At 71.4% G+C, this 24,119-nt stretch carries 22 protein-coding genes and 1 pseudogene; 9 read left to right on the top strand and 14 right to left on the bottom strand.

Annotated elements, in window-relative coordinates:
* Positions 1 to 57 precede the first annotated feature (57 nt).
* The 7 genes and pseudogenes from fxsT to SSP24_RS25605 all read right to left on the bottom strand — a co-directional run bounded on the left by fxsT (position 58) and on the right by SSP24_RS25605 (position 11,141).
* A complete protein-coding gene (gene fxsT, locus SSP24_RS25630; protein WP_141312048.1) occupies positions 58 to 2,973 on the bottom strand; it encodes an FxSxx-COOH system tetratricopeptide repeat protein in 2,916 nt (971 codons plus the stop codon).
* Between the two features lie 99 nt (positions 2,974 to 3,072).
* Entirely contained in the window at positions 3,073 to 4,272 is a 1,200-nt protein-coding gene (locus tag SSP24_RS25625; RefSeq protein ID WP_141312047.1) for an FxsB family cyclophane-forming radical SAM/SPASM peptide maturase, read from the bottom strand.
* On the bottom strand, positions 4,269 to 4,421 hold the full coding sequence (locus tag SSP24_RS43010) for a hypothetical protein (RefSeq protein WP_167529700.1): 153 nt from the start codon (positions 4,419 to 4,421) through the stop codon (positions 4,269 to 4,271). Before SSP24_RS43010 ends, SSP24_RS25625 begins: the two co-directional genes overlap by 4 nt.
* Entirely contained in the window at positions 4,418 to 7,639 is a 3,222-nt protein-coding gene (locus SSP24_RS25620; RefSeq protein ID WP_141312046.1) for an SAV_2336 N-terminal domain-related protein, read from the bottom strand. Before SSP24_RS25620 ends, SSP24_RS43010 begins: the two co-directional genes overlap by 4 nt.
* A 3-nt stretch (positions 7,640 to 7,642) precedes the next feature.
* Positions 7,643 to 8,660: pseudogene (locus SSP24_RS25615) on the bottom strand (AAA family ATPase).
* Between the two features lie 169 nt (positions 8,661 to 8,829).
* Positions 8,830 to 10,794 carry a VMAP-C domain-containing protein gene (locus tag SSP24_RS25610; RefSeq protein ID WP_141312045.1) on the bottom strand — a complete coding sequence of 655 codons (1,965 nt, stop codon included), beginning with the start codon at positions 10,792 to 10,794 and terminating at the stop codon, positions 8,830 to 8,832.
* Positions 10,791 to 11,141 carry a CU044_2847 family protein gene (locus SSP24_RS25605; RefSeq protein WP_141312044.1) on the bottom strand — a complete coding sequence of 117 codons (351 nt, stop codon included), beginning with the start codon at positions 11,139 to 11,141 and terminating at the stop codon, positions 10,791 to 10,793. Before SSP24_RS25605 ends, SSP24_RS25610 begins: the two co-directional genes overlap by 4 nt.
* Before the next feature lie 135 nt (positions 11,142 to 11,276).
* Here SSP24_RS25605 and SSP24_RS25600 point away from each other — a divergent pair, with 135 nt between their 5' ends.
* From SSP24_RS25600 to SSP24_RS25590, 3 genes are all read left to right on the top strand, one after another.
* Positions 11,277 to 11,456, top strand: a complete 180-nt coding sequence (locus SSP24_RS25600) for a DUF6104 family protein (protein WP_023586593.1) — start codon at positions 11,277 to 11,279, stop codon at positions 11,454 to 11,456.
* Between the two features lie 204 nt (positions 11,457 to 11,660).
* Positions 11,661 to 12,605: a DUF4097 family beta strand repeat-containing protein gene (locus tag SSP24_RS25595; protein ID WP_141312043.1), complete on the top strand. Its 945-nt coding sequence runs from the start codon at positions 11,661 to 11,663 to the stop codon at positions 12,603 to 12,605.
* A 1-nt stretch (position 12,606) separates the two neighbouring features.
* Positions 12,607 to 13,650 carry a PadR family transcriptional regulator gene (locus SSP24_RS25590; protein ID WP_141312042.1) on the top strand — a complete coding sequence of 348 codons (1,044 nt, stop codon included), beginning with the start codon at positions 12,607 to 12,609 and terminating at the stop codon, positions 13,648 to 13,650.
* 110 nt (positions 13,651 to 13,760) lie between these two features.
* On the opposite strand, the gene SSP24_RS25585 is transcribed toward SSP24_RS25590, so the two are convergent.
* The 4 genes from SSP24_RS25585 to SSP24_RS25570 form a co-directional block, all read right to left on the bottom strand.
* Positions 13,761 to 14,324, bottom strand: a complete 564-nt coding sequence (locus SSP24_RS25585; RefSeq protein WP_141312064.1) for a Clp protease N-terminal domain-containing protein — start codon at positions 14,322 to 14,324, stop codon at positions 13,761 to 13,763.
* Positions 14,324 to 14,533 carry a helix-turn-helix domain-containing protein gene (locus tag SSP24_RS25580; protein WP_129802197.1) on the bottom strand — a complete coding sequence of 70 codons (210 nt, stop codon included), beginning with the start codon at positions 14,531 to 14,533 and terminating at the stop codon, positions 14,324 to 14,326. The genes SSP24_RS25585 and SSP24_RS25580 overlap by 1 nt, the downstream gene beginning before the upstream one ends.
* Before the next feature lie 138 nt (positions 14,534 to 14,671).
* Positions 14,672 to 15,637 carry a zinc-binding dehydrogenase gene (locus SSP24_RS25575; RefSeq protein ID WP_141312041.1) on the bottom strand — a complete coding sequence of 322 codons (966 nt, stop codon included), beginning with the start codon at positions 15,635 to 15,637 and terminating at the stop codon, positions 14,672 to 14,674.
* Positions 15,638 to 15,944: 307 nt separating this feature from the next.
* On the bottom strand, positions 15,945 to 17,168 hold the full coding sequence (locus tag SSP24_RS25570) for an NAD(P)-dependent malic enzyme (protein ID WP_141312040.1): 1,224 nt from the start codon (positions 17,166 to 17,168) through the stop codon (positions 15,945 to 15,947).
* A gap of 570 nt (positions 17,169 to 17,738) precedes the next feature.
* Between SSP24_RS25570 and SSP24_RS25560 the strand changes: the two genes are divergently transcribed.
* The 3 genes from SSP24_RS25560 (at position 17,739) to SSP24_RS25550 (ending at position 20,516) form a co-directional block, all read left to right on the top strand.
* Entirely contained in the window at positions 17,739 to 18,698 is a 960-nt protein-coding gene (locus SSP24_RS25560; RefSeq protein WP_141312039.1) for an ABC transporter substrate-binding protein, read from the top strand.
* A gap of 40 nt (positions 18,699 to 18,738) precedes the next feature.
* Positions 18,739 to 19,677 (top strand): amino acid ABC transporter permease, encoded by a 939-nt coding sequence (locus SSP24_RS25555; RefSeq protein ID WP_141312038.1) that lies wholly within the window; start codon positions 18,739 to 18,741, stop codon positions 19,675 to 19,677.
* A gap of 86 nt (positions 19,678 to 19,763) precedes the next feature.
* A complete protein-coding gene (locus tag SSP24_RS25550) occupies positions 19,764 to 20,516 on the top strand; it encodes an amino acid ABC transporter ATP-binding protein (protein WP_141312063.1) in 753 nt (250 codons plus the stop codon).
* A gap of 96 nt (positions 20,517 to 20,612) precedes the next feature.
* On the opposite strand, the gene SSP24_RS25545 is transcribed toward SSP24_RS25550, so the two are convergent.
* Positions 20,613 to 21,371, bottom strand: a complete 759-nt coding sequence (locus tag SSP24_RS25545; RefSeq protein WP_141312037.1) for a class I SAM-dependent methyltransferase — start codon at positions 21,369 to 21,371, stop codon at positions 20,613 to 20,615.
* Between the two features lie 101 nt (positions 21,372 to 21,472).
* On the opposite strand from SSP24_RS25545, the gene SSP24_RS25540 reads away from it, so the two are divergent.
* Entirely contained in the window at positions 21,473 to 22,102 is a 630-nt protein-coding gene (locus SSP24_RS25540; RefSeq protein WP_141312036.1) for a CGNR zinc finger domain-containing protein, read from the top strand.
* Here SSP24_RS25540 and sodX read toward each other — a convergent pair.
* On the bottom strand, positions 22,006 to 22,440 hold the full coding sequence (gene sodX / locus SSP24_RS25535) for a nickel-type superoxide dismutase maturation protease (protein ID WP_141312062.1): 435 nt from the start codon (positions 22,438 to 22,440) through the stop codon (positions 22,006 to 22,008). The two genes, SSP24_RS25540 and sodX, sit on opposite strands and share 97 nt — an antisense overlap.
* 145 nt (positions 22,441 to 22,585) lie before the next feature.
* Between sodX and sodN the strand changes: the two genes are divergently transcribed.
* Together sodN and SSP24_RS25525 are read left to right on the top strand one after the other, a co-directional pair.
* Complete coding sequence (gene sodN, locus SSP24_RS25530; RefSeq protein ID WP_141312035.1) at positions 22,586 to 22,981, top strand: superoxide dismutase, Ni; 396 nt, start codon at positions 22,586 to 22,588, stop codon at positions 22,979 to 22,981.
* A gap of 135 nt (positions 22,982 to 23,116) precedes the next feature.
* Complete coding sequence (locus SSP24_RS25525; RefSeq protein WP_141312034.1) at positions 23,117 to 23,851, top strand: VOC family protein; 735 nt, start codon at positions 23,117 to 23,119, stop codon at positions 23,849 to 23,851.
* Here SSP24_RS25525 and SSP24_RS25520 read toward each other — a convergent pair.
* The gene (locus SSP24_RS25520; RefSeq protein WP_229865186.1) at positions 23,838 to 24,089 is read right to left on the bottom strand and encodes a hypothetical protein; all 252 of its coding nucleotides are present in this window, start codon (positions 24,087 to 24,089) and stop codon (positions 23,838 to 23,840) included. The two genes, SSP24_RS25525 and SSP24_RS25520, sit on opposite strands and share 14 nt — an antisense overlap.
* Positions 24,090 to 24,119: the final 30 nt, after the last annotated feature.

Genomic DNA, 24,119 nt, shown 5'->3' with positions numbered 1-24,119 from the left:
TCGCCGTTCCGAGGACTAGATCGGCTGCGGCTCGAAGTCCCAGTAGGGGCGGTGGCGTTAGAGGATGTACTGCGTGTGCGGATGGTCGGGGCCCAGAAGGGCGGTGAGCCGGTCGGCGACATCGGCGTGGAGCGTCTCGGCCTCGGCGCGCTCGCCCAGTTCGGCCAGATCGAGAGCGAGGCCGGCCCGGAGGCTGATCGTGAGGATGTGGTCCTCGCCGAGCACGCGGGCGGAGCGTTCGGCGGCGTCCCGGCCGAGCGCCGCCGCGGCGTCCGTGTCACCGTTGGCGGCGAGGGCGGCGACGCCGTTCTTTGCGCAGCCGATGGCCCACGGATGGTCCCGTCCGACGGCCTGCTCCATCTCCCGGATGGTGGTGAGCGACAGCTCCAGGGCGGCGCGTCGGTCGCCCATGTCCCGCATGACCGTGGCCACGTTGTCCCGTGCTCCGACGGAATACGGGTGCTGCTCGCCGAGCTGGGCGGCGTACTGCCCGGCGGTGAGCTCGGCGAGTTCCCTGGCCTCGGCTGTGCGCTCCATGTCCCGCAGCAGCATCGCGTAGTCGCAGGAGACCATCAGCGTCTCGGGGTGCAGGGCGCCGCGCCGGCGCAGCAGCTTCTCCCGCACCCCGCGCATCATGGCGAGCGCGAACTGCAGGTCGCCGTCCCGGCGGGCGCACAGCGCGAGATTGTGCTCGGCCTGCAGCGTCTGGCTGTGGTTGCGGTCCAGGACCTGGCTGTGGACGCGGGAGTTGTGGCCCTGGATCGTCAGGGCCTCCCGGTACCGGCCGAGCAGCCGCAGCATCCAGGCGCTGCGCAGCGCCGAGTTGAGCGTGGCGGCGTCCTTGCCGCCGAGCAGCTGGACCCGGGCCTCGAAGACGCCGCGGTGCAGGGCGAGCGCCTCGGCGTAGTGGCCCTGCAGGCCTATGGCGACGGCGAGGTTGCTGCGGATGCTGAGGGTGCGCGGCACGTTCTCGCCGCCGAGCTCCTCCGCGGCGCTCTCGGCGGCCTCCTCGAACAGGATGCGGGCCTCGGTGTAGCGGCCGAGCGCCATCAGCGTGCCGCCGAGGCCGTCCTTGGCGCGGATCAGCTCGATGGGCCGGACCCCTCCGGCCTCGCGCAGTCGCCGCAGGTTCTCCCGGCCCACGTCCTCCGCGTCGGCGTACCGGCCGAGTCTGCGCAGCATGTTGCCGAGCTGGTGGACGGCCACGAGCACCGACCGGTCGGTGTCGCCGAACTTGGGCCGCCAGCTGTCCACCGCGAGCCGGCTCAGCAACCAGCCGTCGTGGTACTCGCCGCGCATCCGCAGGTACTCGACGCAGTTCAGCACGAGGTCGCGCACCTCGCCGTCGGGTGACTCCAGCGCACCGGACGGTTCCAGGTGCGGGATGATCGCGGAGTACCGGGCCCAGTTGCCGGCGGACGCGGAGTCGCGCGGGTCGGCGGAGACCAGGACCCTGCGGGCGGCGGCGGAGTAGCGTGCGGCGTCCGCGGGCGACTGGACGGACCGTACGAAGCGGTGGAAGAGGCGGTGCATTCGGACCGTGCCGACGGTCTGCGTGTCCAGGCGGGGGCCCTGCTCGTACTCGATGCGCATGGAGGTGATCTCGGAGAGTCTGCGCAGCGCGGTGTTCCAGCTGCTGGGCTCCGCGACCAGCTCGGCCAGTTCGGGCGGCAGTTCGGTGGGCCGGGCCGTCTGCAGCAGGCGTACCGGGACCACGTCGTGGGCGAAGCAGACCAGCAGGTTGAGCAGCTGCCAGGCGGGTTCGTGGCTCTCCCGCAGGGTGTTGATCAGCTTGGCCCAGGCGACCTCGTACTTCGGGTGGTGGCCGGAGGCCATGACCCCGAAACGGTCCGGCTTGCCGTCCCGGATGTCGCGTATGTAGTCGTTGACGGGCACGCCGCGGTTGAGTTGGAGCCAGGCGGCCGTCTGGTCGAGCAGCAGCGGCATGTCCTCCACGACCTCGGCGAGCCGCTCCGCCTCGTCGTCGCTGAGCCGGTCCGCGCGCCGCCGGGCGAAAGCGATGCTCTCCCGGCGTTCGAAGGCCGGCACCTCGATGACCTCGGCATGGGCCGACCACTCGCCGCGATGGGTGGTGATCAGGACGTGGCCGCGTCCCTCGGGGACGAGCCCGCTGAGCCGCTCGGGGTCGGCGGCCCCGTCCAGGACGAGCAGCCAGGGGCGTGCGGTGCCGTCGAGCTCGCGCTGGACGGCCTTGATGGTGGCGGACAGGTCGCCGGTGGCCGCGACGCCCATCGCGGGGGCGAGCTCGGCGAACTGCTGGCGGGCGGTGACGCGCTGGGCGGCGCTGACCCACCAGACGATGTCGTACTCGCCCGCGAACCGGTGGACGTACTCCATCGCCAGCTGCGTCTTGCCGTGCCCGCTGGGCCCGCGCAGCGCCACGGCGGCGCCGTCGCTTCCGGCCGCCGAGAGCGCTCCGTACACCTGCTCCAGCAGCTCTAAGCGGCCGACGAAGCGGCTGTTGCGGCGCGGCACCCCGCCCCACACCGCCGGCGGGTCGTCCGGGAAGCGCGGGCCGCGGCGCAGGTCCAGGGCGTCGGGGGCCGGGATCCCGGCGAGTCGCAGTACGCGGTGGCGGGCCGCCTCGGGCCTGAGCCCGCGCAGTTCGACGGGGGCCAGGGCTATGACGGCGTCGGGCATCGGCCGGGCGGTGACGCTCACGGCGGCGACCCGGTCCGGGTGCTCCGTCAGCAGCTGCTTGAGCACGCCGGCCCAGGCGTCGATGCGGTCGCGGTCCAGTTGCTCGTGCCAGTCGTCGATGACGAGCAGGATCCGGCCCGGGGCGCTCAGCAGCTCCTTCAGCGCCTCGCCGGTGGCCGGTCGCCGCAGCGGGTTCCAGCGCACCAGCGTCGTGGCCGGCCCGGCGGCCCGGATCTGGTGGTCGATCCATTTGGCCCAGGACTCGCTCTGCCCGGCGAAGACCACCGTGACGTGTCCGAGCTCCGCCGTCATCCCGCAATCCCCTCGTGCGACCTGTCACGTCCGTGCGCCGATGTGTCAATTGTGCGTCAGATTGCTTGCATGGGGGCCAAGTTGGTCCGGCTTCGAGGCTTACGTCGACCCGCGCACGGTCCGCTCCAGCCGGTCGGCGACGTGCCGCACGAGCCGTTCCAGGTCGGCGCAGTAGACGCTGGGATGCCGGAAGCCGGTGCCGGGAGCGTAACGGTGCACGTAGTTGCCGCCTCCGCACACCCGGCCGACCGGGCAGCCGAGGCATTCCGGGGCCAGTGCCCGCTCGCCGAGCTGCCGGGCGGCGATCCCGGGATGGCGCAGGGCCTGGTCGAACGAGTTCCGGAAGACGTCCAGGCCGGTCTCCGCCGCGCCCGGGTACGCCGACCTGAGCGAGTCGACCTGTTCGATGGCGCCGTCCGTCTCCACGACGACGGCGGCCATCGGGGACAGCCCCACGGCCTCGGCGCGGCTGGGCGCGCCGAGCAGCAGGGCGGCGATCTCCTGGAACAGCCGAACCCGGGTGCGCTGCCGTCCGCCGTCCCACCAGTCGTCGAAGACGACGGCGAGCCAGTCGCCGTAGGGGGTGGGGCGGGGGCGATGCCGGCCGGGGCGGCCCGGCGGCTGTCCCGGCGGCGGGTGCGCCCAGTTGGCGTGCGGGAGCAGGAAGTCCACACTGGGCGGGGCGAGGTCGAGCAGCGACCTGTAGACGTCGTGCGGGTCGGCGTCCAGGTCGATCGTGCAGAGGATCCCGGCGTACGACTCCGGGCGCGCGGCCAGTCTGCGGGCGGCCGCGCGGGCGGCGGGCCAAGCGGGGCGGCCGGCGTGGTCGACGCGGCGGGCGTTGTGGGCGGCGCGCCCGCCGTCGAGGCTGAGGCCGACGCGGACCCCTGCCCCGGCCAGGGCGTCGAGGGCGGTGTCGGTGAGACGGGTGCCATTGGTCTGGACGGTGGCGGTGACCCGGCAGCCGGCCGGGACGGCCTCGCGGACGGCCCGGGTGTAGGCGAGGACGGGCTCCGGTCCTGCGAGGAGGGGCTCACCGCCGTGCAGTTCGACGCGGATGCGGTCGAGACCGTGTGCCCGTACGTGCTCGGCGATCCGGGCCGCGGTGCGCCGCATGGTCGGCTCGGGCGTGCGCGGCGGACGGTCGCGCCAGCCGTCGTCCCTGCCCCGGTAGAGGTAGCAGTAGGAGCAGTCGAGGTTGCAGCGGCTGTGCACCTTCAGCACGAACTGCCGCAGCGGCGTGGGGCGGTGAGCCGTCGTGTCCAGGGCGGCGTACGGCCACCGCGGATGCGTGGTCACGGGGCGTCTTCGTAGTGGGCGACGACCGTGGGCTCCCCGTCCCTGCTGCCCAGTTCGGCGAGGATCGCCGCCAGAACCGGGTGGTCGGTCCGGTCCGGTCGGGGGATGACGGGCAGCGGTATGTGGGTGTCGTCCGGCGGGGCGGTCACTCGCGGCCCGTTTCTCGCTCGCGGAGGCGGGCGCGCTCCCGGCGGGCTTCGGCCAGTACGTCGTCCAGGCCCGCCTCCTGCGCGAGCTCGATGGCGTGTCCGTAGGCCTCGATCGCCCGGTGCAGATGGGTGAGACTGTGCGCTTCGTAGTGAAGGAGTTCGAGCATGGAGGCCCGGATCATCCAGCAGCGCACGAGGAACTCGGGCTCCTCGGAGCTGCGGATGGCCTCGCCCATCGTCCATTCCGCCTCGTACAGGTCGGACAGCACCTGCTGGAGGTCGTAGCGCCTTACGTGCGCCTGGCCCAGGCCGGCCCAGCGAAACGGGATGCCGGGATGACCCGGCGGGGTGTCCTGCAGGGCGGTGCGCAACAGGGAGACGGCCCGGGTGGCGTCGTCGGCCGACGCGTGCGCCACGCCCCTGTCCATCAGAGCCGTGCCGTAGTCGTAGAGCAGGTCGGCCCGGCCCGGATCGTCCTCGCCCAGCAGCCGTTCGGCCTGCGCCCACGCTTCGACGGCGCGGTCCAACTGGTCGGGATCACCGGTCCGGTCGTGGGCCGCCTGATAGACGCGCGCCGACCGCGCATAGCACTCCCGCCGCAGCGCCACGTCCCCACTCGCGGCCCGAAGCGCCTGATCCACGGCGTACAGCAGCTGGCGGTCCCGGCCCTCGTCGTCCGGCGCCCAGGCGAGCTCGATGGCCGACGCCACCGCCAGCCAGGCGCGGCAGCGCTCCTCTTCCGACAGGACGCGCTTGCCGCGGGCCGCTGCCCGGAAGTCGTCCATGGCGCGCAGCGCCAGCTCGGAGGCCCGCTCCGGCAGCGGCCGGGCCGTCCTCGTCCGCCCTTGTCCGGCGTACTGCCGCGCCAGATCCAGCAGCAACTGCCCCCGTACGATCTGTGCGCGCTCCCGCCCGGCGAAGGTCAGCCGCACATCGGCCGCGTCGACGGCCAGCTGGAGGTGGGTGAGGTACCACTCCTCGGGGTCGTGCGCGGGATAGGGCCCGTTCGCCCCGGGGTGGTCCACGCCCGCCTCCGCGATGGCCCGCCGCACGTACGGCAGGGTCGCAGCGGCGGTCCGCGGACCGTTCAGGCCTTCCGGGCAGGAGCCCGCACCCCGCATCGCCAGGGACAGGTCCCGGTCGGCCAGGTACAGCAGCACGGCGCGGGCGAACTCCTCCGCCCGGTACGGGCCGTGTGCCGCGTCGCGGGCCCAGTCCCGCAGGCTGCCGGGGACGCCCTCGAAGTCGAGGCCGCGGCCACTCACCTCACCGGCCAGCGCCCAGCAGACCAGCCCGCGTGTGAGGCTTCCGGGCGCCCCGTGCCGATCCGGGTCCCTGATCGCCTCCCAGGCGTCCCGCAGATCGTCCCCGACCCGTCGCACCCGCCAGCGCACCAGCAGGGCGTTGGCCAGTTCCTCGGCCGCGGACAGCCGCTCCCGATCCGGTGCCGACATCTCCAGCGCCTGCTGCAAGTACCGCACGGCGGCGTCGAGTTCGCGGGTGAGGCCTTCTCCCTCGAACCGCCCTATGGCTTCCCTGCCCTTGCCGAGCAGCTCCCCGGCGGTGAGCTCCGGTCGCTTCGGGGCCGCCGGGATCCGCGCACCGAGGTCCCGCAGCACGTCCGCCGACACCTCGGCGAACGCCCGCAGCCCGGCCGGTTCGTCCTCCACCGGGCCGACGGGCGGCCCCGGTACGTCCGGATCCACCGCTCCCCGCAGGAACGCCCCTGCCAGGGCCGGGAAGTTGCGCACGCTGCGGCCGAACTTCCGGTCCACGTACTCGGAGCAGTGCTTGAACAGGAGCTGGGCCTCCTCCAGGGCGAGCCGCGACCGTAGCTCGCTCGCCACCCCGGGCAGGAAGTCGTAGCGCACGGCCCGCGGGTCGTCCGCGTCCTCCCGGCGCCTGAGCAGTCCGCCGAGGAGCACCTCGGACAGCGCCTCGGGGCCGCTGCCGGCCAGCATGGCGTGCTGGACGAGCTGCATGACCGGCAGGTACAGCGGCACCGCCGACAGGTACACGGCGAGGCGGCGGGCCTCCGGTGAGGCGGCCCGCCAGAAGACCCGGACGCGCTCGGCGCCGCTGAGGTCCGCCGCGGCCCGCACCGGCGCGCTGGACCCGGCGTGGTCGGCGTGCACCCAGCCGGCCGCCGTGGCCAGCGACTGCCCCGTGGTGCCCGACACCAGCCGGGCCCAGCCCTCCACCGAGCCACGGCGCAGCGCCAGCACGGGGACGGGCAGCGCGCCCTGTTCGACCCGTCCGTTGTCCGGCTGGAACTCCAGCGTCCCGGCCGGGCCTTCGCGACGGCGCAGCATGCCGCGCCGGGCGGGCAGATGGGTGCGCAGCCACATCCGTTGCGGCAGCGGCTGGACCACGGCGACGGGCGCGGTCGACGCCCAGCGGTACAGCAGCCGCTGTATCCGGCCGCTGCGCCACATGGGGCCCGCACAGTCGCTGAGGACGAGGGTCAGGCGTCGCCCGGTCGGGTCGCTGAGCTGTTCGGGAGCGTGCAGCGGGCGGATGTGCTCGGGTGTGGCGGCATAGCCGGGGAGACCGCCGGGTGCCTCGTGCAGGTACTGCACCCGTACTTCCCGGAAGGCGCCGGCGCGTTCGCAGACCTGGCGCAGCTCGTCGAGCATCTGCTGCCAGACCACGGTGGAGGTGGAGACGTCCATCAGGAGCAGCAGCCGTGCCTCGCGGCGCCGCTCGGTACGCAGCACGGGCAGTACGATCCCGGACTCGGCGGCCCGTTCGGCGGTGGCCCGCTCGTCGAGGGTGCGCGGCACGGGACGTACGGGTGCGCGGTAGCGCTGGAGGGGGCGCATGCCGCGTTGCAGGGCGAGGGGTTCGGGCAGCACCGGTGCGGCGGGGACGCTCACGGGCGCCATCCGGGTGCCGGTGTCGTCGCCTCCGGGGCCGGGGGCGAACAGCCTTGCGCCGTCGGGCTGCCGGTCCTCGCTGTCCGCCGTGACCGGGCCGTCCGCGGCCGCCCGTAAGGACAGCGGATCGGTGCCGTCCGCCGGTGCGGGCGTGCGGCTGGGCGTGCTGGGGGAGGTGACGTCCGGCCGGCGGTCGGGGGCGGGCAGGTGGCGGGCCAGCCACAGGGCGTCCGCGAGCTCCTCGACGCCGGGGACGATGCCCGCGTCGCGCATGCGTGCGACCAGCGCCGCGAGCGCATCGCTCATGGCGCCGGCCGGGATGCCGGGAGCCCCCGTGGACATCGGCTACCTGGGCCCGCGGTCCAGGGGCTGCATCAGCAGCTCGGAGATCTCCTCGCGCCGTGCCGCGTCCCGGGCGGCGTGCCAGGAAGATGGCGTTGAGGAGCTGGTCGGTGGGGCGCAGCGCGCCGTCCGTCTCGGCCTCCGTGAAGTGGTCGACGATGTCGTGGTTGGCCTCGTAGGCGTCCTGGCCGAAGTGCGCCTGGACCAGCGCGGCGAGGCGTTCGTCGCGGGGCGCCTTGAGGTCCAGCGGGATACAGCGGCGCAGCAGCGGGGCGGGGAACTCGCGCTCCCGGTTGCTGGTCATCACGACGAACGGGAACGCGCGGCAGCGCACCTGTCCCTCCGTCACCTCGACCTTGCGTCCGTCGTCGGTGAGCACCCGCACCACCGGCGTCCGGTCGGCGATCCGCTCCAGCTCGGGGATCGCGAACCTGCCCTCCTCCAGGACGTTCAGCAGGTCGTTCGGCAGGTCGATGTCGCTCTTGTCCAGCTCGTCGATGAGCAGCACGCGGGGCCGCTCGGCGGCGAGCAGCGCGGTGCCGAGCGGGCCGAGCTTGATGTACCGGCCGATGTCCTCGGACTCCGGTCCGGACGCCGGCGTGCGTGCCTCGGCCGCCCGCCTGAGCTGGGCGTCCTGCAGCCGGCCGATGGCGTCGTACGTGTAGAGGCCGTCCCGCAGTTCACTGCGGGACACGATGGGCCACTCCAGCACCCGGCCCAGTCCGAGTTCGTAGGCGACGGAGTGCGCGAGCGTCGACTTGCCGACGCCCGGTTCGCCGGTCACGAGCAGCGGGCGCCTCAGATACAGGGCGGCGTTGACGAGTTCGAGGGTGTCCGGGTCCTGGATCGGCAGCGGAGCGGTGCCGGTGCCGAGCCTGCGCCGGGTGGCGGAGCCGAGGACCGGGACGTCGTACGGCACGACCGGGGCGTCGAAGGCGCGCCACGGCGGCGGGTCGGGCAGCCGGTCGATCCTGGCCGGATCCGGACGCCCACTGCCCTGGTAGACGAACCACTCGCTCATGCTGCGCTCCTCGTCGACGGTCGGTGGTGGTCCACGTCCTGGCCGACGGGGGCGTTGCGCGCCCACAACGGGCCCCTGGAAATGTACCCATCTCCGGCCTGCGGCACAGATCTTTTCGGCCAGCCGCCACGGGTGCTCTTCGGCCGGTGGCGCCGGGCGCGCGGGGTGCTCACAGCGGCGCGTCCAGGGTCTCGGTCTCCTCCGCGGGGAGGGGCCGCCGCGGGTCGTCGTACAGCAGCGCCAGCGGTTCGGCCCAGCTGTGGTCGGCACGCCGCTCGCTGATGTCCTGCCGCAGCTGCCGCAGCCGGTCCGGGAGTTCGGCCAGCGAGTCGAGGGTGCCGAGCAGTTCCTGCGCCTTGGCGTAGAGGGTGTCGCAGTCGTCGGCGCAGGTGCGGGTGACGTGCCCCTCGATGTGCCACAGGGCGACGCCGTGCCCGTTCTCCAGCGCGAGCTTCATCGCCGTCCGCCCCGGACCACGGCCGGCCGGGCGGCACATCACGGGGATGCGGTCGAAGGCCGCGTCCCGGTAGCCGCGGCCGGTGGTCACGACACCGCGCTGCGGGGTGCGCCAGCCGACGAAGCGCCGCTGTGCGGTCATGGCCTGCCAGCGGTCGGCCCACAGTTTGTCCGGATCTCCCCGGCGCGCGAGGGAGCGCAGCACCACCCGACGGCGTGCGCCGAGGTGTCCCGCGTCGTCGAGCTGGGCGATGTCGTCGAAGCGCCAGCGGTGCACCGCGGTGTCGAAGTACTCGGCGGGCAGGGCCACTTCGAGCGGCACCGGCCGGTCCTGGCGGTCCTTGGCCCGCAGCAGGTCGCCCAGCGGTCTGCGCAGCGCCTGGATCAGTTCCCCGGGGAGCCTGCCGTGGACGGAGTCGTCGGTCTGGTACAGCTCCGGCTCACTCGTGCCGTCGCCGCCGTCGAGCCAGATCTGCCAGAAGAAGCGGGTGGGCTGCGAGCCGATCACCGGGTCGAGGAGCACCGCCACCGTGGGACCCTCGCCGGGGCCGGGATACGGGATCACGATGCGGCCGGTCCGCTCCGCCGGGGCGGGACGCAACTCGTCCGGGAGCCGTACGTCACGGACGAAGGCATGCATCTCACGGCGCGGGTCCCGGCGCAGCCGCCGCTCGATCCAGGCGCCGAGCGCGGGGCACGCCTCGCCCCGGGAGCGTGCGTAGGCCTCGACGAACTTGAGGTAACGCAGGAAGGTGAGCGGACCGAGCGGGTGCGCGCCCTCGTAGAGCAGCCCGTAGCCGTCGCGCCAGGTCCGCAGGTCGGGCGTCGGGCTCGGCCACTTGCTGCCGCTGCGGGCCCGCGTCGCGAGGATCTCGACGGTGGGCGCGTCGGGTGGCGCGGGCAGCGCGGCCAGCAGGTTCAGCGCCTCCCGCCGGTCCGCCGGCGTCCACCCGGCACCGCCGTCGGCCGCGGGACCGGCCTGCTGTTCGATCCAGTTGTCGCCGCTCTCGGAGACCGGCTCCGTGCCGTGCCACCGGTCGTGCGCGGCGATGACGGCGCGGTACGTCTCGCCGAACCGGCGCATCGCCGCGATCGCGACCGCCTTCCCGCCGTCCTGCTGCTTCCGCCGCGACTTCACCAGTCCCACGACGGCCCCGGTGACCGGGTCGAGCAGCGGGCCGCCCGAGACCCCGGCCGGAAAGTCGATGTCGGGCTTGATGATCAGCCCGTACCCGTCCTCCTGGCCGTTGATGTCGGCGTCCACGGCCCGGGCGTGGGTGTGCGGCGGCTCGGGATAGTAGCCGTACACCTTGACGGGACCGGAGTGCCGTACCGCCCGGTCGGCGAGCCACACACACTCGTGCGGATACTCCTCGGCCTCACCCAGCAGGCGCACCAAGGCCATGTCCTCGTCCAGGGGTACGACGGGCCGGTCGGGGTCGGTGAGGAGCCACTCCGCCAGCCGCGCCTCGGCGTCGACACCCTCGCCCCGCACCCGGAAGGTCAGCTCCCGGTCCGCCCTCAGGTGCTGGCGCAGCACATGGGCCGCGGTGAGCACCCAGCCCGGGGCCACGAAGAAGCCGCTGCCCCACAGGGGCTTGTCCTCCCCGTCGGCCGGGAGCAGGTGCACGGTGGCGGCCTTGGCCAGGGCGTGCAGGCGTTCGTTGGGCTCGGTCATACGCCGGTGGATCCCGGCCGGGGGTCGGCCTGCCGGTCGAGCTGCCAGGTCAGGGTCACCTGGAGCGAGGCCTTGGCCTCTCCCCGGGCGAGGACGGCGACGGCCAGGCCCTCTTTGGCGGTCAGCTCCACTCCGAAGGTGATGGCGGCCTCGGTGGGTCTGGCGGCACGGGCGGCGTCGAGCACCGTGCTGCCCACGCCGCTGATCAGTTCCTGAAGCTGCTCGACCTTGGCCCGCGCGGCCTCGGTGAAGCCGACGTCCTCCTGGTCTCCGTAGGCGTCCGCGCTCCCGATCCGGGCGGTGACGACCATGCCGTTGGGCAGTTCGATGTCCTGAATGTGACTCATGCCGCTCCCCCGTCGAACTCGCGTTCCGTCCAACCGGCCACAGCCGGTTCACACTTGAAACCGTGACGAGGCTAGCCTTCCGTACGCCTCCCGGGGGAGGCCGCTAACGCGCCAAGTGGCGCATATTCTGAAGGCATGTACTTCACCGACCGAGGCATCGAAGAGCTGGAGAAGCGGCGCGGCGAGGAGGAGGTCACCTTCGAGTGGCTCGCCGAGCAACTGCGCACGTTCGTCGATCTGAACCCGGATTTCGAGGTGCCGGTGGAGCGGCTGGCGACATGGCTGGCGCGGTTGGACGACGAGGACGAGGAGTAGGGCCACGCCGGGCGCGTGTCGGCGCCCGGGTGTGCGGTCGAGGGCGCCTTCGGGCGCCCTTTGTGCGTCGTCGTCTGTGTGTGTCGTCGTCGGGTGCCGACCACTGGGGCGCCGGCCACCGAAAAGAGTGTCTTGACTTCCCGCGGCCACGATATATCGTGAATCACGTAAGACGCGATATGGCGTGTCGAGGAGGTCCCCATCATGTCCGAATGGTCCGTCGCCGAGCCGAGCAAGCTCACCTTCGACGAGCCCGTGAGCGAGCTGCATGTACGCATCGTCAATGGCACGGTGAACGTGGTGGGCACCGACGAAGGTTCCGCCCGCCTGCAGGTCGGCGAGATCGAGGGACCGCCCCTGCTCGTCACCCAGGAGGGCGGCACGCTCACGGTGGCGTACGAGGACCTTCCCTGGAAGGGCTTCCTCAAGTGGCTCGACCGCAAGGGCTGGCGCCGCAGTGCCGAGGTGTCGCTGGCCGTTCCGGTGCGTACGCGCGTGGAGGTGGGCGTCGTCAGCGCCGCCGCCGTGGTCTCCGGGATCGAGGGGGGCACGGAGGTCAAGGGCGTCTCCGGGGACACCACACTCGTCGGGCTCGTGGGACCGGTCCGCGCGGACACCGTCTCCGGGAGCGTGGAGGCCCAGGCCCTCAGCGGCGACCTGCGCTTCAACTCCGTCTCGGGCGACCTGACCGTGGTCGAGGGCGCGGGCTCCGCCGTCAAGGCCGACTCGGTCAGCGGCTCGATGATCGTCGACCTCGACCCGACCGCGAGGCCCACCGACGTCAGCCTGACCAGCGTCTCGGGCGAGATCGCCATCCGGCTGCCGCATCCGGCGGACGCGGAGGTGGAGGCCAACACGGCGAGCGGGGCCGTCTCCAACGCGTTCGAGGATCTCCGCGTCACCGGCCAGTGGGGCGCCAAGCGCATCACCGGCCGCCTCGGCGCGGGCAACGGCCGGCTGAAGGCCACGACCGTCTCCGGCTCGATCGCCCTGCTGCGCCGCCCGCCCGTGGAGGACGACGGACCGTGGGCCGACCCGGCGGACGAACCGCGCGATGCCTCGGGGGACAATTCGGATTCCGGCCCGGGCGAGGGTACGACGCCGACCAGCGCCCCGGCCGATGGCACGACCGACAAGAAGGTGCTCTGACATGCCCCCCGTCTTCGCTCACGGCCGCCTCCGCCTCTACCTGCTGAAGCTGCTCGACGAGGCCCCGCGACACGGCTACGAGGTGATCCGCCTCCTGGAGGAACGCTTCCAGGGGCTGTACGCGCCCTCGGCCGGCACCGTCTACCCCCGCCTGGCCAAGCTGGAGGCCGAGGGCCTGGTCACCCACACCACCGAGGGCGGCCGCAAGGTGTACGCCATCACGGACGCCGGCCGCGCCGAGTTGGCCGACCGCAGCGGTGAACTGGCCGACCTGGAGCTGGAGATCCGCGAGTCTGTGGCGGAGCTGGCCGCCGAGATCCGCGCCGATGTGCGAGGCGCCGCGGGCGATCTGCGGCGCGAGATGCGGGCGGCGATGAGTGAGGCCCGCAAGGGCGGCGCCGTCAACGGCGACACCGGGGACTTCACCGAGTACACCGACAAGGAGGCCTGGCGTGCCGCGAAGGAGGAGATGCGGCGGGCCAAGCAGGAGTGGAAGGAACAGGCCCGGCGCGCCAAGGACGAGAGCCGTCGGGCCCGCGAGGAGGCCCAGCGGGCGCGGCGCCAGGCCAAGGAGGCACAGGACCGGGCCCGGGCGCAGGCACAGGAGCAGATGCAGCGCATCGCCCAGCGGGTTCAGGAGCAGGTGCAGGACCACTTCGCGCGAGGCGACTGGCCTACGGGGCTGCGCGAGGGCCTGACGGAACTCGCCAAGGAGTTCGGCGAGTTCGGAAAGGACTACGGCAGGGACTTCGGCAAGGACTTCGGTTTCGGCCGAGGCGGAGCGGCCGGGCCGACCCCGGCACCGGAGCACTCGACAACCCCGGAGGACTTCCCGGCCGACTACGAGCCGGCCTGGTCCCACGAAGACACCTCCACCGGCGACCCGGCCCGCGACCTGGACCGCCTCCTCGACCGCTTCCGCGACGACATCCGCGACGCGGCCCGCGACCACGGGGTGACGCAGGACCAACTCCGGGACGCCCGCCGCCATCTGTCGACGGCGGCGGCGCACATCGGGGCGTTGCTGCGGGCGCCGAAGGGGTAGGTGCGGCAACCCCGCGTCCGGGAAGCGGGGTTGAGCCGAGGGCGGCAACCTCTTCCGCAGGGTGCGGCTTGGCGGGCTCGGTGGTGGGCCCGGCACCACCAGTCCCCGCCTCAGCCCGCCTTCACCTCTCCCCCGCCGCCCAGTACACGCGTCACCGACTCGTACGTCACGCCGTGGTCGGCGAGTACTTCCGCGGGGACGCCCGGGCGGGCGGTCAGGGCGAGGAGGAGGTGTTCGTCGCCGATGGACCGTTCGCGGCGGGCGACGGCGATGCGCAGCGACTTCTCCAGTACGTCCTTGGCACCCCGACTGAAGGAACGGTGCCCGCCCCACCACCCATTGTCCTTCCGGTCACCGGCCATCGCACCCACACCGTGCGCCTCCTCCACCCGGGACACGATCTCCGAGACGTCGATCCCCAGCCCGGCCAGCGCGTCGGCCTCGGCCTGTGACAGCCCCGCTCGCCGCCGGGCCTCGTCCAGCGCCCGCGCCACCGACTCCCGCCGCTCGGCCAGCCCGAGCGCGGCCAGCGCGAACGAACCCCGGCCGGCCCCATGGTCGAGCAGCGCGAGCAGCAGATGCTCCGCGTCGACGGTCTGCGCCCCCGCCTCCTCGCACTGCTCGACGGCGCCCTTCACCACCGCCCGGGCATCCTTCGTAAACCGTTCGAACATCATCGCCTCCCGTACTTCTTGTGCACGGCCTGCCTGCTCACACCGAGTTCCGCGGCGATCTCCTGCCACGACCAGCCCTGATTGCGCGCACTGCGCACCTGCACGGCCTCCAACTGCTCCAGCAGCCGCCGCAACGCGGCGACGGCACGCAGCCCGACCCGTGGATCGCGGTCACCGGCCCGCTCGGCGAGTTCGGTAGCTTCGGTCATGACGTCAACCTAGATTGACAGAGCGCCTCCCGTCAACCCCAGTTGACAGGATGAGGAGCCGCGCAGGCAGACCAAAAGCGGCCGATCCGAAACCGGACCGGCCGCAATACAGGCCTCCGACGAGACCACCACAAACCGTCAGCCGTTACTGAGCACGATCTTCCCGAACTGCTCGCCCGACTCCAGCCGTTCGAAGCCCTCCCGGGCCCGGTCCATCGGCAGCACCTCGTCGATGACGGGACGTACGCCGGTGGCGGCGCAGAAGGACAGCAGGTCCTCCAGTTCGTCCTTCGTGCCCATCGTCGAACCGACGACCTTCAGCTCCAGGAAGAAGATCCGGGTCAGTTCGGCATGGGACGGCCGGTCACCGCTCGTGGCGCCGGAGATGACCAGCGTGCCGCCGGGCCGCAGCGACTTCACCGAGTGCGACCAGGTCGCGGCGCCGACGGTCTCGATGACGGCGTCGACGCGCTGCGGCAGCCGCGCCCCGGACTCCACCGCCTCCACGGCCCCCAGCTCCAGGGCGCGCTTGCGCTTGGCCTCGTCCCGGCTGGTGGCGAAGACACGCAGCCCGGCGGCCTTGCCGAGCACGATCGCGGCCGTGGCGACACCGCCCCCGGCGCCCTGCACGAGCACCGAGTCGCCGGGGCGCACCCCGGCGTTGGTGAAGAGCATGCGGTACGCCGTCAGCCAGGCGGTCGGCAGGCAGGCGGCCTCCGCGAAGGAGAGTTCCTTCGGCTTGGGCAGAATGTTCCAGGTCGGTACGGCGACCTGGTCGGCGAACGTCCCCTGGTAGCGCTCGGTGAGGATGGAACGGGGTTCCTCCGGCCCGACCCCGTGCCCCGTCTGGCCGATGACCGAGTGCAGGACGACCTCGTTGCCGTCCTCGTCGACGCCGGCGGCGTCACAGCCGAGGATCATCGGCAGCTTGTCCTCTGCGAGGCCCACGCCGCGCAGGGACCAGAGGTCGTGGTGGTTGAGGGAGGCGGCCTTGACGTCGACGACACTCCAGCCGGCCCTGGCCTCGGGGGCGGGACGCTCCCCCAACTCCAGGCCACTCAACGGCTGGTCACGATCGATGCGGGCGGCGTAGACAGCGAACATGCAGCCGACGATAGATTCCAGCAGCCACCAACGGAACGCCGGAAGCCTGTGAGACACACCCTCTTGCCACAAGGACACGGCAACTGCAACCCCCCAGGGGCGCGGGGAACTGCGCGACCAGCCCACGACAACCCGCACCGAACCACAGCCCCCACCACCCACGCACCCACCACACCCCCAAACCCGCACCCGCCAACACCGCCCCACCCCCACCTGCGACGCCCACCCCCCAAACCACCCGAACGGACGGGCGGGTGGGCAAAGCAATGGCCCCGCCCAAACCGGACGGGGCCACCCAAAACAGGCGTCAGCGGCGAGCAACCCCCTCAGCCCGCGCCGCCGCCGCAACAGCCGCAGTCACCGCAGGCGCCACCCGCTCATCGAACGGCGACGGAATAACGTAGTCCGCGGCAAGGTCGTCCCCGACGACACCCGCCAACGCCTCCGCCGCCGCGATCTTCATGCCCTCGGTGATCCGCGACGCCCGCACCTGCAGCGCCCCCGCGAAGATCCCCGGAAACGCCAGCACATTGTTGATCTGGTTCGGGAAGTCCGACCGCCCCGTCGCGACGACCGCCGCGTACTTGTGCGCCACATCGGGGTGCACCTCAGGATTCGGGTTGGCCATCGCGAACACGAACGCGCCCTCGGCCATGGAGGCGACGGCCGCCTCCGGCACCGTACCGCCGGAGACGCCGATGAAGACGTCCGCTCCCTCCAGAGCCGCCTCCAGCGACCCGGACAGCCCGGCCTTGTTGGTGAACCCGGCGAGCTCCCGCTTGACCGGCGTCAGGTCCTCCCGGTCGGCGGAGACGACACCCTTGCGGTCGGCGACCGCGACGTCCCCGATCCCGGCCTCGACCAGCATCTTCGCGATCGCGACCCCGGCCGCGCCCGCGCCCGAGATGACCGCCCGCAGATCGCCGAGCGTCTTCCCGGTCAGCCGCGCGGCGTTCCGCAGGGCCGCCAGCGTCACGACCGCCGTGCCGTGCTGGTCGTCGTGGAAGACCGGGATGTCCAGCCGCTCCTGGAGCTTGCGCTCGATCTCGAAGCACCGCGGCGCCGAGATGTCCTCCAGGTTCACCCCGCCGAAGGAGGGCGCGAGGCGGACCACGGTCTCCACGATCTCGTCCACGTCCGTGCAGGCGAGCGCGATCGGCACCGCGTCCACCCCGCCGAACTGCTTGAACAGGATCGCCTTGCCCTCCATCACCGGGAGGGAGGCCTCGGGCCCGATGTCCCCGAGTCCGAGCACCGCCGTACCGTCGGTCACGACGGCGACGACGGACGATTTCCACGTGTAGTCGTGGACGAGTTCCGGCTGCTCGGCGATCGCGGTGCACACCTTCGCGACGCCGGGCGTGTACGCCAGGGACAGGTCGTCCTTGTCACGGACCGGCACGGTGGCCTGCACAGCCATCTTGCCGCCGCGGTGCAGCGCGAACGCCGGATCGAAGGAATCGAGGGGCTCGGCCCCTCCCTCCTGCTCCGTACTGCTGTCGCTGCGAGGATTGACGATCTCCGCTGCCACTTTGTCTGACCCCTTAAGTGTTCATGGTTTGAGGGTGGGTTCCACTCCTGGTGAGGAGTGGGCGGGCACCGCGTACGGCCCAGTGAGTGATGCGTACGGGCACATACGCGACGGGCGCGCCGCACACGCGCCCTGAGCCCCGGATGAGGGGTGTAAAGAACCTTCTTACCGGACGATGGGCGTCGCCGACGAGTCCATAACGGGAAGATCACATGCCGGTGACATGACTCATGCCTGAATATGGGGACAAGAGCCCGGCAAACTCTTGACAAGGACGCAATAGCCGCCAAACAACGACTTCCGTACATCCACATCCTGAGACGCGCCGAAGATCTTGCGGCCGGAACCGCACATTCCCGTAGAAGGTCCGGTCGTGATGTACCGGAGTGGTCTGGTTCGGGGGTCACCCGTTATCCGATTTTGACATGGCGGGTCACCTGAATGCTCCAGTCCGAATGGCAAGATGCCCGTAATCACACGAGGTCGCGACACCCGAAGCTGTGTGTTCTCGTCGACCCGTCGGCAACTGCCGCCCATCGGCACTTCACCCATCCGCCGGAGGAACCCACAATGACCGCAAGCTCCACCCGTCGTACGACCGCCGCGCGTTCCCGGCTAGCCGCGGTCGGTGCGATCGCGGTCGCAGGCGCCCTGCTTCTCACCGGCTGCGGTGACCAGACGGAGAGCGGCTCGGGCAACGCGGACACCGCCACGCCGGTCGCGGCCCCGCTGGCCGACAAGCTGCCCAAGGAGATCCGCGACAAGGGCGTCATCAAGGTCGGCTCGGACATCGCGTACGCGCCGGTCGAGTTCAAGGACAGCTCCGGCAAGACGGTCGGCATCGACCCGGACCTCGCCGCGGCCATGGGCAAGCAGCTCGGCGTGACGTTCCAGTTCGAGAACGGCACCTTCGACACCCTCATCACCGGTCTGCGCTCCAAGCGCTACGACATCGCCATGTCGGCGATGACCGACACCAAGGACCGCCAGGAGGGCATCGACTCCGACACCGGCAAGAAGGTCGGTGAGGGCGTCGACTTCGTGGACTACTTCACGGCCGGTGTCTCCATCTACACCAAGAAGGGCGACGACCAGGGCATCAAGACCTGGTCCGACCTGTGCGGCAAGAAGATCGTGCTGCAGCGCGGCACGGTCTCCGAGGACCTCGCCAAGGCCGAGGCCGCGAAGTGCCCGAAGAACAAGAAGCTGAGCATCGAGGCCTTCGACAACGACCAGCAGGCCCAGACCCGCCTGCGCGCGGGCGGCGCCGACGCCGGTTCCTCCGACTTCCCGGTCGCCGCGTACGCCGTGAAGACCTCCGGCGGCGGCAACGACTTCCAGCTGGTCGGCGAGCAGGTCGAGGCCGCTCCGTACGGCATCGCGGTGGCCAAGAACAACACGCAGCTGCGGGACGCCCTCCAGGCCGCCCTGGATGCGATCATCGCCAACGGCGAGTACGACAAGATCATAAAGAAGTGGGGCGTCGAGGACGGCGCCGTCGACAAGGCCGTCATCAACGGCGGCAAGTGACCGCGCGGTCAGCGACCAGCGGCACTGAAAGGCAACACCCGTGACTGTTGACATCGACAAGACGACGGGTCCGGCCGACACGCCCCCGGCCGGACCGGAGGCCATCAAGGCCATCCCGGTCCGGCACTACGGGCGGTACGTCTCCGCCGTCGTCGCGCTCGCCCTGCTGGGCGGCGTCATCTACGCGTTCTCCCAGGGCAGGATCAACTGGGGGGCGATCCCGGACTACTTCTTCAACGACCGCATCCTCGGCGGTGTGGGCAACACGCTGCTCCTGACCGTGCTGTCCATGCTGATCGGTATCGTCGGCGGCATCCTGCTGGCGGTGATGCGCCTGTCGAAGAACCCGGTGACCTCGTCGATCGCGTGGTTCTACATCTGGTTCTTCCGCGGCACACCGGTGCTGGTCCAGCTCATCGTCTGGTTCAACCTGGGCCTGGTCTTCGAGTACATCAACCTCGGGCCGATCTACCGGGACGAGTGGTCCGACTTCATGACCCCGTTCCTGACCGTGCTCCTCGGCCTGGGGCTCAACGAGGCCGCGTACATGGCCGAGATCTGCCGCGCCGGTCTGCTCGCGGTCGACGAGGGCCAGACCGAGGCGGCGCACGCGCTGGGCATGAGCCACGCCAAGACGTTGCGCCGGATCGTGATCCCGCAGGCGATGCGCGTGATCGTGCCGCCGACGGGCAACGAGGTCATCAACATGCTGAAGACGACCTCGCTGGTGTCCGTGGTCCAGTACTCCGAGCTGTTCCGCGTGGCCCAGGACATCGGCCAGACCTCCGGCGCCCCGGCCGAGATGCTGTTCCTCGCCGCCGCCTGGTACCTGCTGCTGACCTCGGTCTTCAGCGTCGGCCAGTACTACCTTGAGAGGTACTACGCCCGCGGTTCGAGCCGCTCGCTGCCGCCGACGCCGTTCCAGAAGATCAAGGCCAACATGTTGTCCCTCGGCCGCCCGAAGGGAGGCATGGCATGACCGAGAAGAGCGAGAACGTCGAAAAGGTCGAGAAGGTCGAGAAGTCCGAAGAGACCGAGAAGACCGTGAAGCACACCACCGTCCCCATGGTCAAGGCGGAGGGCGTCCACAAGTCCTTCGGCCATGTCGAGGTCCTCAAGGGCATCGACCTGGAGGTGAAGACCGGCGAGGTCTTCTGCCTGATCGGCCCCTCCGGCTCCGGCAAGTCGACCTTCCTGCGGTGCATCAACCACCTGGAGAAGATCAACGCCGGGCGGCTGTACGTCGACGGCGAGCTGGTCGGCTACCGCCAGAAGGGCGACAAGCTGTACGAGCTGAAGGACAGCGAGGTCGCGCTGAAGCGCCGGGACATCGGCATGGTCTTCCAGCGCTTCAACCTGTTCCCGCACATGACGGCGCTGGAGAACGTCATCGAGGCGCCCATCCAGGTCAAGGGCACCAGCAGGGCCCAGGCCAGGGAGCGGGCGATGCAGCTCCTGGAGCGCGTCGGCCTCGCCGACAAAGCCGGGAACTACCCCTCGCAGCTCTCCGGCGGCCAGCAGCAGCGCGTCGCGATCGCCCGGGCCCTGGCGATGGACCCGAAGCTGATGCTGTTCGACGAGCCGACGTCGGCCCTCGACCCGGAGCTGGTCGGTGACGTCCTCGACGTCATGCGCGACCTCGCCGAGTCCGGCATGACGATGATCGTCGTCACCCATGAGATGGGCTTCGCCCGCGAGGTCGGCGACAGCCTGGTCTTCATGGACGGCGGCGTGGTGGTCGAGTCCGGCAACCCGAGGGACGTCCTGACCGACCCGCAGCACGAGCGGACGCAGGCGTTCCTGTCGAAGGTGCTGTGACGCTGCGCTGAGCAAGGGGGCGCTACGGACTTTCCGTACCGCCTCTGAAAAGGGGGCGGTACGGAGAACCCGTACCGCCCCCTTCTCCATGCCCCGCTACTTGAGCGCGAGCACCAAGGCGTCGGACGGCGAGCACCACACCGGCCGCGCCTCCGCGAACCCCTGCTCCCGCAGCACGCGCGCGTGCCACGCCGCCGACGGCATCTCGCCGTCCGCATGGTCGCCGTAGATCTCGAAGCGGCGGGCGGTGGGCTCGGCGAGGACGGGGTCCTTGGCGGCGAGCTGCCACCAGTCGGCCCAGTCGAGGGCACCGTCCTTCTGCGCCCGGTCCATCCGCGCGTGCCGCAGGGTGCGCTCGGCGGCGTTGATGCGGGGCGTGGTGTCGTCGATCATGTGGTCGGCGTTCATGAACACGCCACCGTGCCGGACGAGCCCGGCGATCCGGCCGTACAGCGCCTGAAGGGGTTCGGCGTGGAACCAGTGCAGGGCCGTGGCGGTCAGGACGGCGTCGTACGTGTCGTAGGGCAGCCGTGTGGGCCAGTCGGGGTCCTTCAGGTCGGCCTCGACGAGGGTGACGCGGTCGTCGCCGTCGAACGTGCCGCGGGCGATGGTGAGCAGGGCGGGGTCCAGGTCGATGCCGGTGCTGGTGGCGTCGGGGAAGCGGGCGAGCAGACGGGCGGTGATGGTGCCGGTGCCACAGGCGAGGTCCAGCACCCGCGGCGCGGTGCCGGCGAAGGCCTCGACCAAGTCCAGCATGACCCGGAAGCGCTCCTCGCGGTCCGGCATGTACCACTCCTGCTGCCGGTCCCAGCTCTCCTGCCAGGCGTTCCAGTCGGTGCCGATGCTCGTGGTCATGGAAAACCCCCTCTTGACTCACCTGCGTAATACCCTGGAAGCACGATCGGCTGTTACGCGACCGCAGACACGACCATAGAGCCCATCCGTAAGGACTACAAGTGGAACTGGCCTATTACTCGGACTACGCCGTACGACTCGTCAACAGCGAGGAGCCGGCCCGGGGCAAGGACTCGCTGACCTCGGTCGAGGCCGTCCGGGAGCTCTTCGGCGGCAACCAGTCGGCGGCCCGCCGCGCCACCGACGCGGACGTGACGCGGTTCCGCTCGGTCCGGGCCCGGCTGCGCGCAGTCTTCGAGGCGGCCGACGGCGGCGACGAGACCCTGGCCGTGGACCTGCTGAACTCGCTGCTGCTGGAGTTCCCGGTGAGCCCGCAGATCTCCGGCCACGACTTCCGCGACGACGACGGCCGCCCCCTGTGGCACATGCACCTCGCCGACCACCCGTCGAACGCGACCGCGGGCTACGCGGCCATCGCGGCGATGGGCCTCGCCTTCCACCTCACGGAGTACGGCGTGGACCGCCTGGGCCTGTGCGAGGCGGCCCCGTGCCGCAACGCCTACCTCGACACATCCACCAACCGCTCCCGGCGCTACTGCTCCGACCGCTGCGCCACCCGCGCCAACGTGGCCGCCTACCGGGCCCGCAAACGCCTGGAGGCCGACCGGTCGGAGAAGACGGGCCTGGCCGCCGACAGCGCCCAGCGCAGCAGCGCCAGCGGCGAGCGCTGATCGGGCCGACGCGGCCGGTAGCGGAACCGGACCCGACCCAGGATCAGCTCGTCGGGTACGACCCCGTAGTCGGTGCTGTCCCCGCCGGCGTACGCGTTGTCGCCGAGCACCCACCAGCCGCCCTCGCGGCGCTCCGCCACCCGCTTGACGACGAGCAGGTCCTGCTGGAAGGGATGACGCAGGACGACGACGTCCCCCGGCCTGACACGACCGCCGTAGCGCAGCAGGAGCCGGTCCCCGTGGTACAGCGTCGGCACCATGGACGGCCCGGTCACCTCGGCCAGTCCGAAGGGCGGGACGCCCCTTTCGCGCTCGGTCTCCTGCGACAGCTCCGGCATCCCCGGCACCTCCCCGGTTCGATCCTCCACCAGTCTCAGTCTCACCCCGGACTTTTGTCCTAAGCCCATGGGGGCACTCGCGAAATCCAGTCGCTCAGGGAGTAATGTCCCCCCTGAGAAGACGATCACGAGGAAGGAATGCTTCATGCTTTCCCGCCTGTTTGCCCCCAAGGTCAAGGTCAGCGCGCACTGCGACCTGCCCTGCGGTGTGTACGACCCGGCCCAGGCCCGCATCGAGGCGGAGTCGGTGAAGGCCATCCAGGAAAAGATGGCCGGCAACGACGACCCGCACTTCCAGGCTCGTGCCACCACCATCAAGGAGCAGCGCGCCGAGCTGGCCAAGCACCACGTCTCGGTGCTCTGGAGCGACTACTTCAAGCCCCCGCACTTCGAGAAGTACCCGGAGCTGCACCAGCTGGTCAACGACACCCTGAAGGCCCTCTCGGCCGCCAAGGCGTCCACCGACCCGGCCACCGGCCAGAAGGCTCTGGACTACATCGCCCAGATCGACAAGATCTTCTGGGAGACCAAGAAGGCCTGACGCCTCGTACATGGCCGGCGGTTGGTGCATCACCGTCTGTCAGGGGCAGGTGAAGGGGCCCGACCGGACTGCCGGTCGGGTCCCTTCGGTGTTCGGGCTCCTTGTGGCTTCGGCTCGCCGCCTACGATCACCGCCATGACGATCCACTGGACGTACGCCTTCATCGACCGCCCCACCGAAGTCCTCTCTGCCACCGAGGAGTTCTGGACCGCCGTCACGGACACCCGGCTCTCCGCACGCCGGGGTGAGTTCATCACCCTGCTGCCCGTCGAGGGGACGGACGCGTGTGTGAAGGTGCAGGGGGTCGACTCCGGGCCCGGCGGCGCGCATCTGGACTTCGCCGTCGACGACGTAGGGGAGTTCGCCGCAGCGGCGGTGCGGGCGGGGGCCGGGATGGTCGCCGAGCACGAGGGGTGGGCCGTACTGCGGTCGCCCGCGGGCCAGCTGTTCTGTGCCGTGCCTTGGCACGGGGAGTCGGTGCGGCCGCCCGTCGTGCGCGGCAGCCGGCTCGATCAGGTGTGCGTCGACGTCCCGCCTTCCTCGTACGACGCCGAGGTCGCGTTCTGGAGTGAGGTGCTGGTCGGCTGGGCGTCCGTGCCGGGCTCTCTCCCGGAGTTTCATGTTGTCTCGCCGCCCGCCGGACTGCCGGTGCGGGTGCTGCTCCAGCGTCTCGGCACGGATCAGCCGCTCTCCGCCCACCTCGACCTGGCCTGCGCCGACATCGCAGCGACCCGCGCCGAACACGAGCGACTCGGGGCCACGTTCGTCGCCGCCGGCACGCACTGGACGGTGATGCGCGACCCGGCGGGCGGCACCTACTGCCTGACCGGCCGGGACCCGGAGACGGGCGGGCTGCCTAGTCGTTCGTGACGATGCAGGCGTAGGCGAAGATGCCGTCTTCGGTGGGCAGGGGCGTCGGCGGGGAACATGCGCTGTCCTGGTGAAGCATCGGCGACGGCGTCGCCTCCTCCCAGCGGTACGGCCCCGGCGGCTCGGCCGGCTCCTGCAACCACAGCGTCAGCCCGCCCCCGATGGCCACGGTCACGGCCCACACCAGCACGGCCCACCGCCATGCCCTACGCCGCCCGCCCCCGGCCTCCGTCGTCACGCAACCCTCCCCGCAATCCCGGCACTTGGG

Source organism: Streptomyces spinoverrucosus, from assembly GCF_006539505.1.
GTDB classification, from domain to species: Bacteria; Actinomycetota; Actinomycetes; order Streptomycetales; family Streptomycetaceae; genus Streptomyces; species Streptomyces spinoverrucosus.
Note: the sequence above shows the minus strand (reverse complement) of the source record. Positions and strands in the feature narration are given on the sequence as shown.

Excerpts from the sequence above, each read along its gene's own strand:
- SSP24_RS25605 (WP_141312044.1), bottom strand. The coding sequence starts at position 11,141 with ATGAGTCACATTCAGGACATCGAACTGCCCAACGGCATGGTCGTCACC.
- SSP24_RS25575 (WP_141312041.1), bottom strand. The coding sequence starts at position 15,637 with ATGTTCGCTGTCTACGCCGCCCGCATCGATCGTGACCAGCCGTTGAGT.
- sodX (WP_141312062.1), bottom strand. The coding sequence starts at position 22,440 with ATGCCGGAGCTGTCGCAGGAGACCGAGCGCGAAAGGGGCGTCCCGCCC.
- SSP24_RS25550 (WP_141312063.1), top strand. The coding sequence starts at position 19,764 with ATGGTCAAGGCGGAGGGCGTCCACAAGTCCTTCGGCCATGTCGAGGTC.
- SSP24_RS25610 (WP_141312045.1), bottom strand. The coding sequence starts at position 10,794 with ATGACCGAGCCCAACGAACGCCTGCACGCCCTGGCCAAGGCCGCCACC.
- SSP24_RS25590 (WP_141312042.1), top strand. The coding sequence starts at position 12,607 with ATGCCCCCCGTCTTCGCTCACGGCCGCCTCCGCCTCTACCTGCTGAAG.
- SSP24_RS25585 (WP_141312064.1), bottom strand. The coding sequence starts at position 14,324 with ATGTTCGAACGGTTTACGAAGGATGCCCGGGCGGTGGTGAAGGGCGCC.
- SSP24_RS25545 (WP_141312037.1), bottom strand. The coding sequence starts at position 21,371 with ATGACCACGAGCATCGGCACCGACTGGAACGCCTGGCAGGAGAGCTGG.
- SSP24_RS25560 (WP_141312039.1), top strand. The coding sequence starts at position 17,739 with ATGACCGCAAGCTCCACCCGTCGTACGACCGCCGCGCGTTCCCGGCTA.
- fxsT (WP_141312048.1), bottom strand. The coding sequence starts at position 2,973 with ATGACGGCGGAGCTCGGACACGTCACGGTGGTCTTCGCCGGGCAGAGC.
- SSP24_RS25600 (WP_023586593.1), top strand. The coding sequence starts at position 11,277 with ATGTACTTCACCGACCGAGGCATCGAAGAGCTGGAGAAGCGGCGCGGC.
- sodN (WP_141312035.1), top strand. The coding sequence starts at position 22,586 with ATGCTTTCCCGCCTGTTTGCCCCCAAGGTCAAGGTCAGCGCGCACTGC.
- SSP24_RS25620 (WP_141312046.1), bottom strand. The coding sequence starts at position 7,639 with ATGTCCACGGGGGCTCCCGGCATCCCGGCCGGCGCCATGAGCGATGCG.
- SSP24_RS25580 (WP_129802197.1), bottom strand. The coding sequence starts at position 14,533 with ATGACCGAAGCTACCGAACTCGCCGAGCGGGCCGGTGACCGCGATCCA.
- SSP24_RS25525 (WP_141312034.1), top strand. The coding sequence starts at position 23,117 with ATGACGATCCACTGGACGTACGCCTTCATCGACCGCCCCACCGAAGTC.
- SSP24_RS25595 (WP_141312043.1), top strand. The coding sequence starts at position 11,661 with ATGTCCGAATGGTCCGTCGCCGAGCCGAGCAAGCTCACCTTCGACGAG.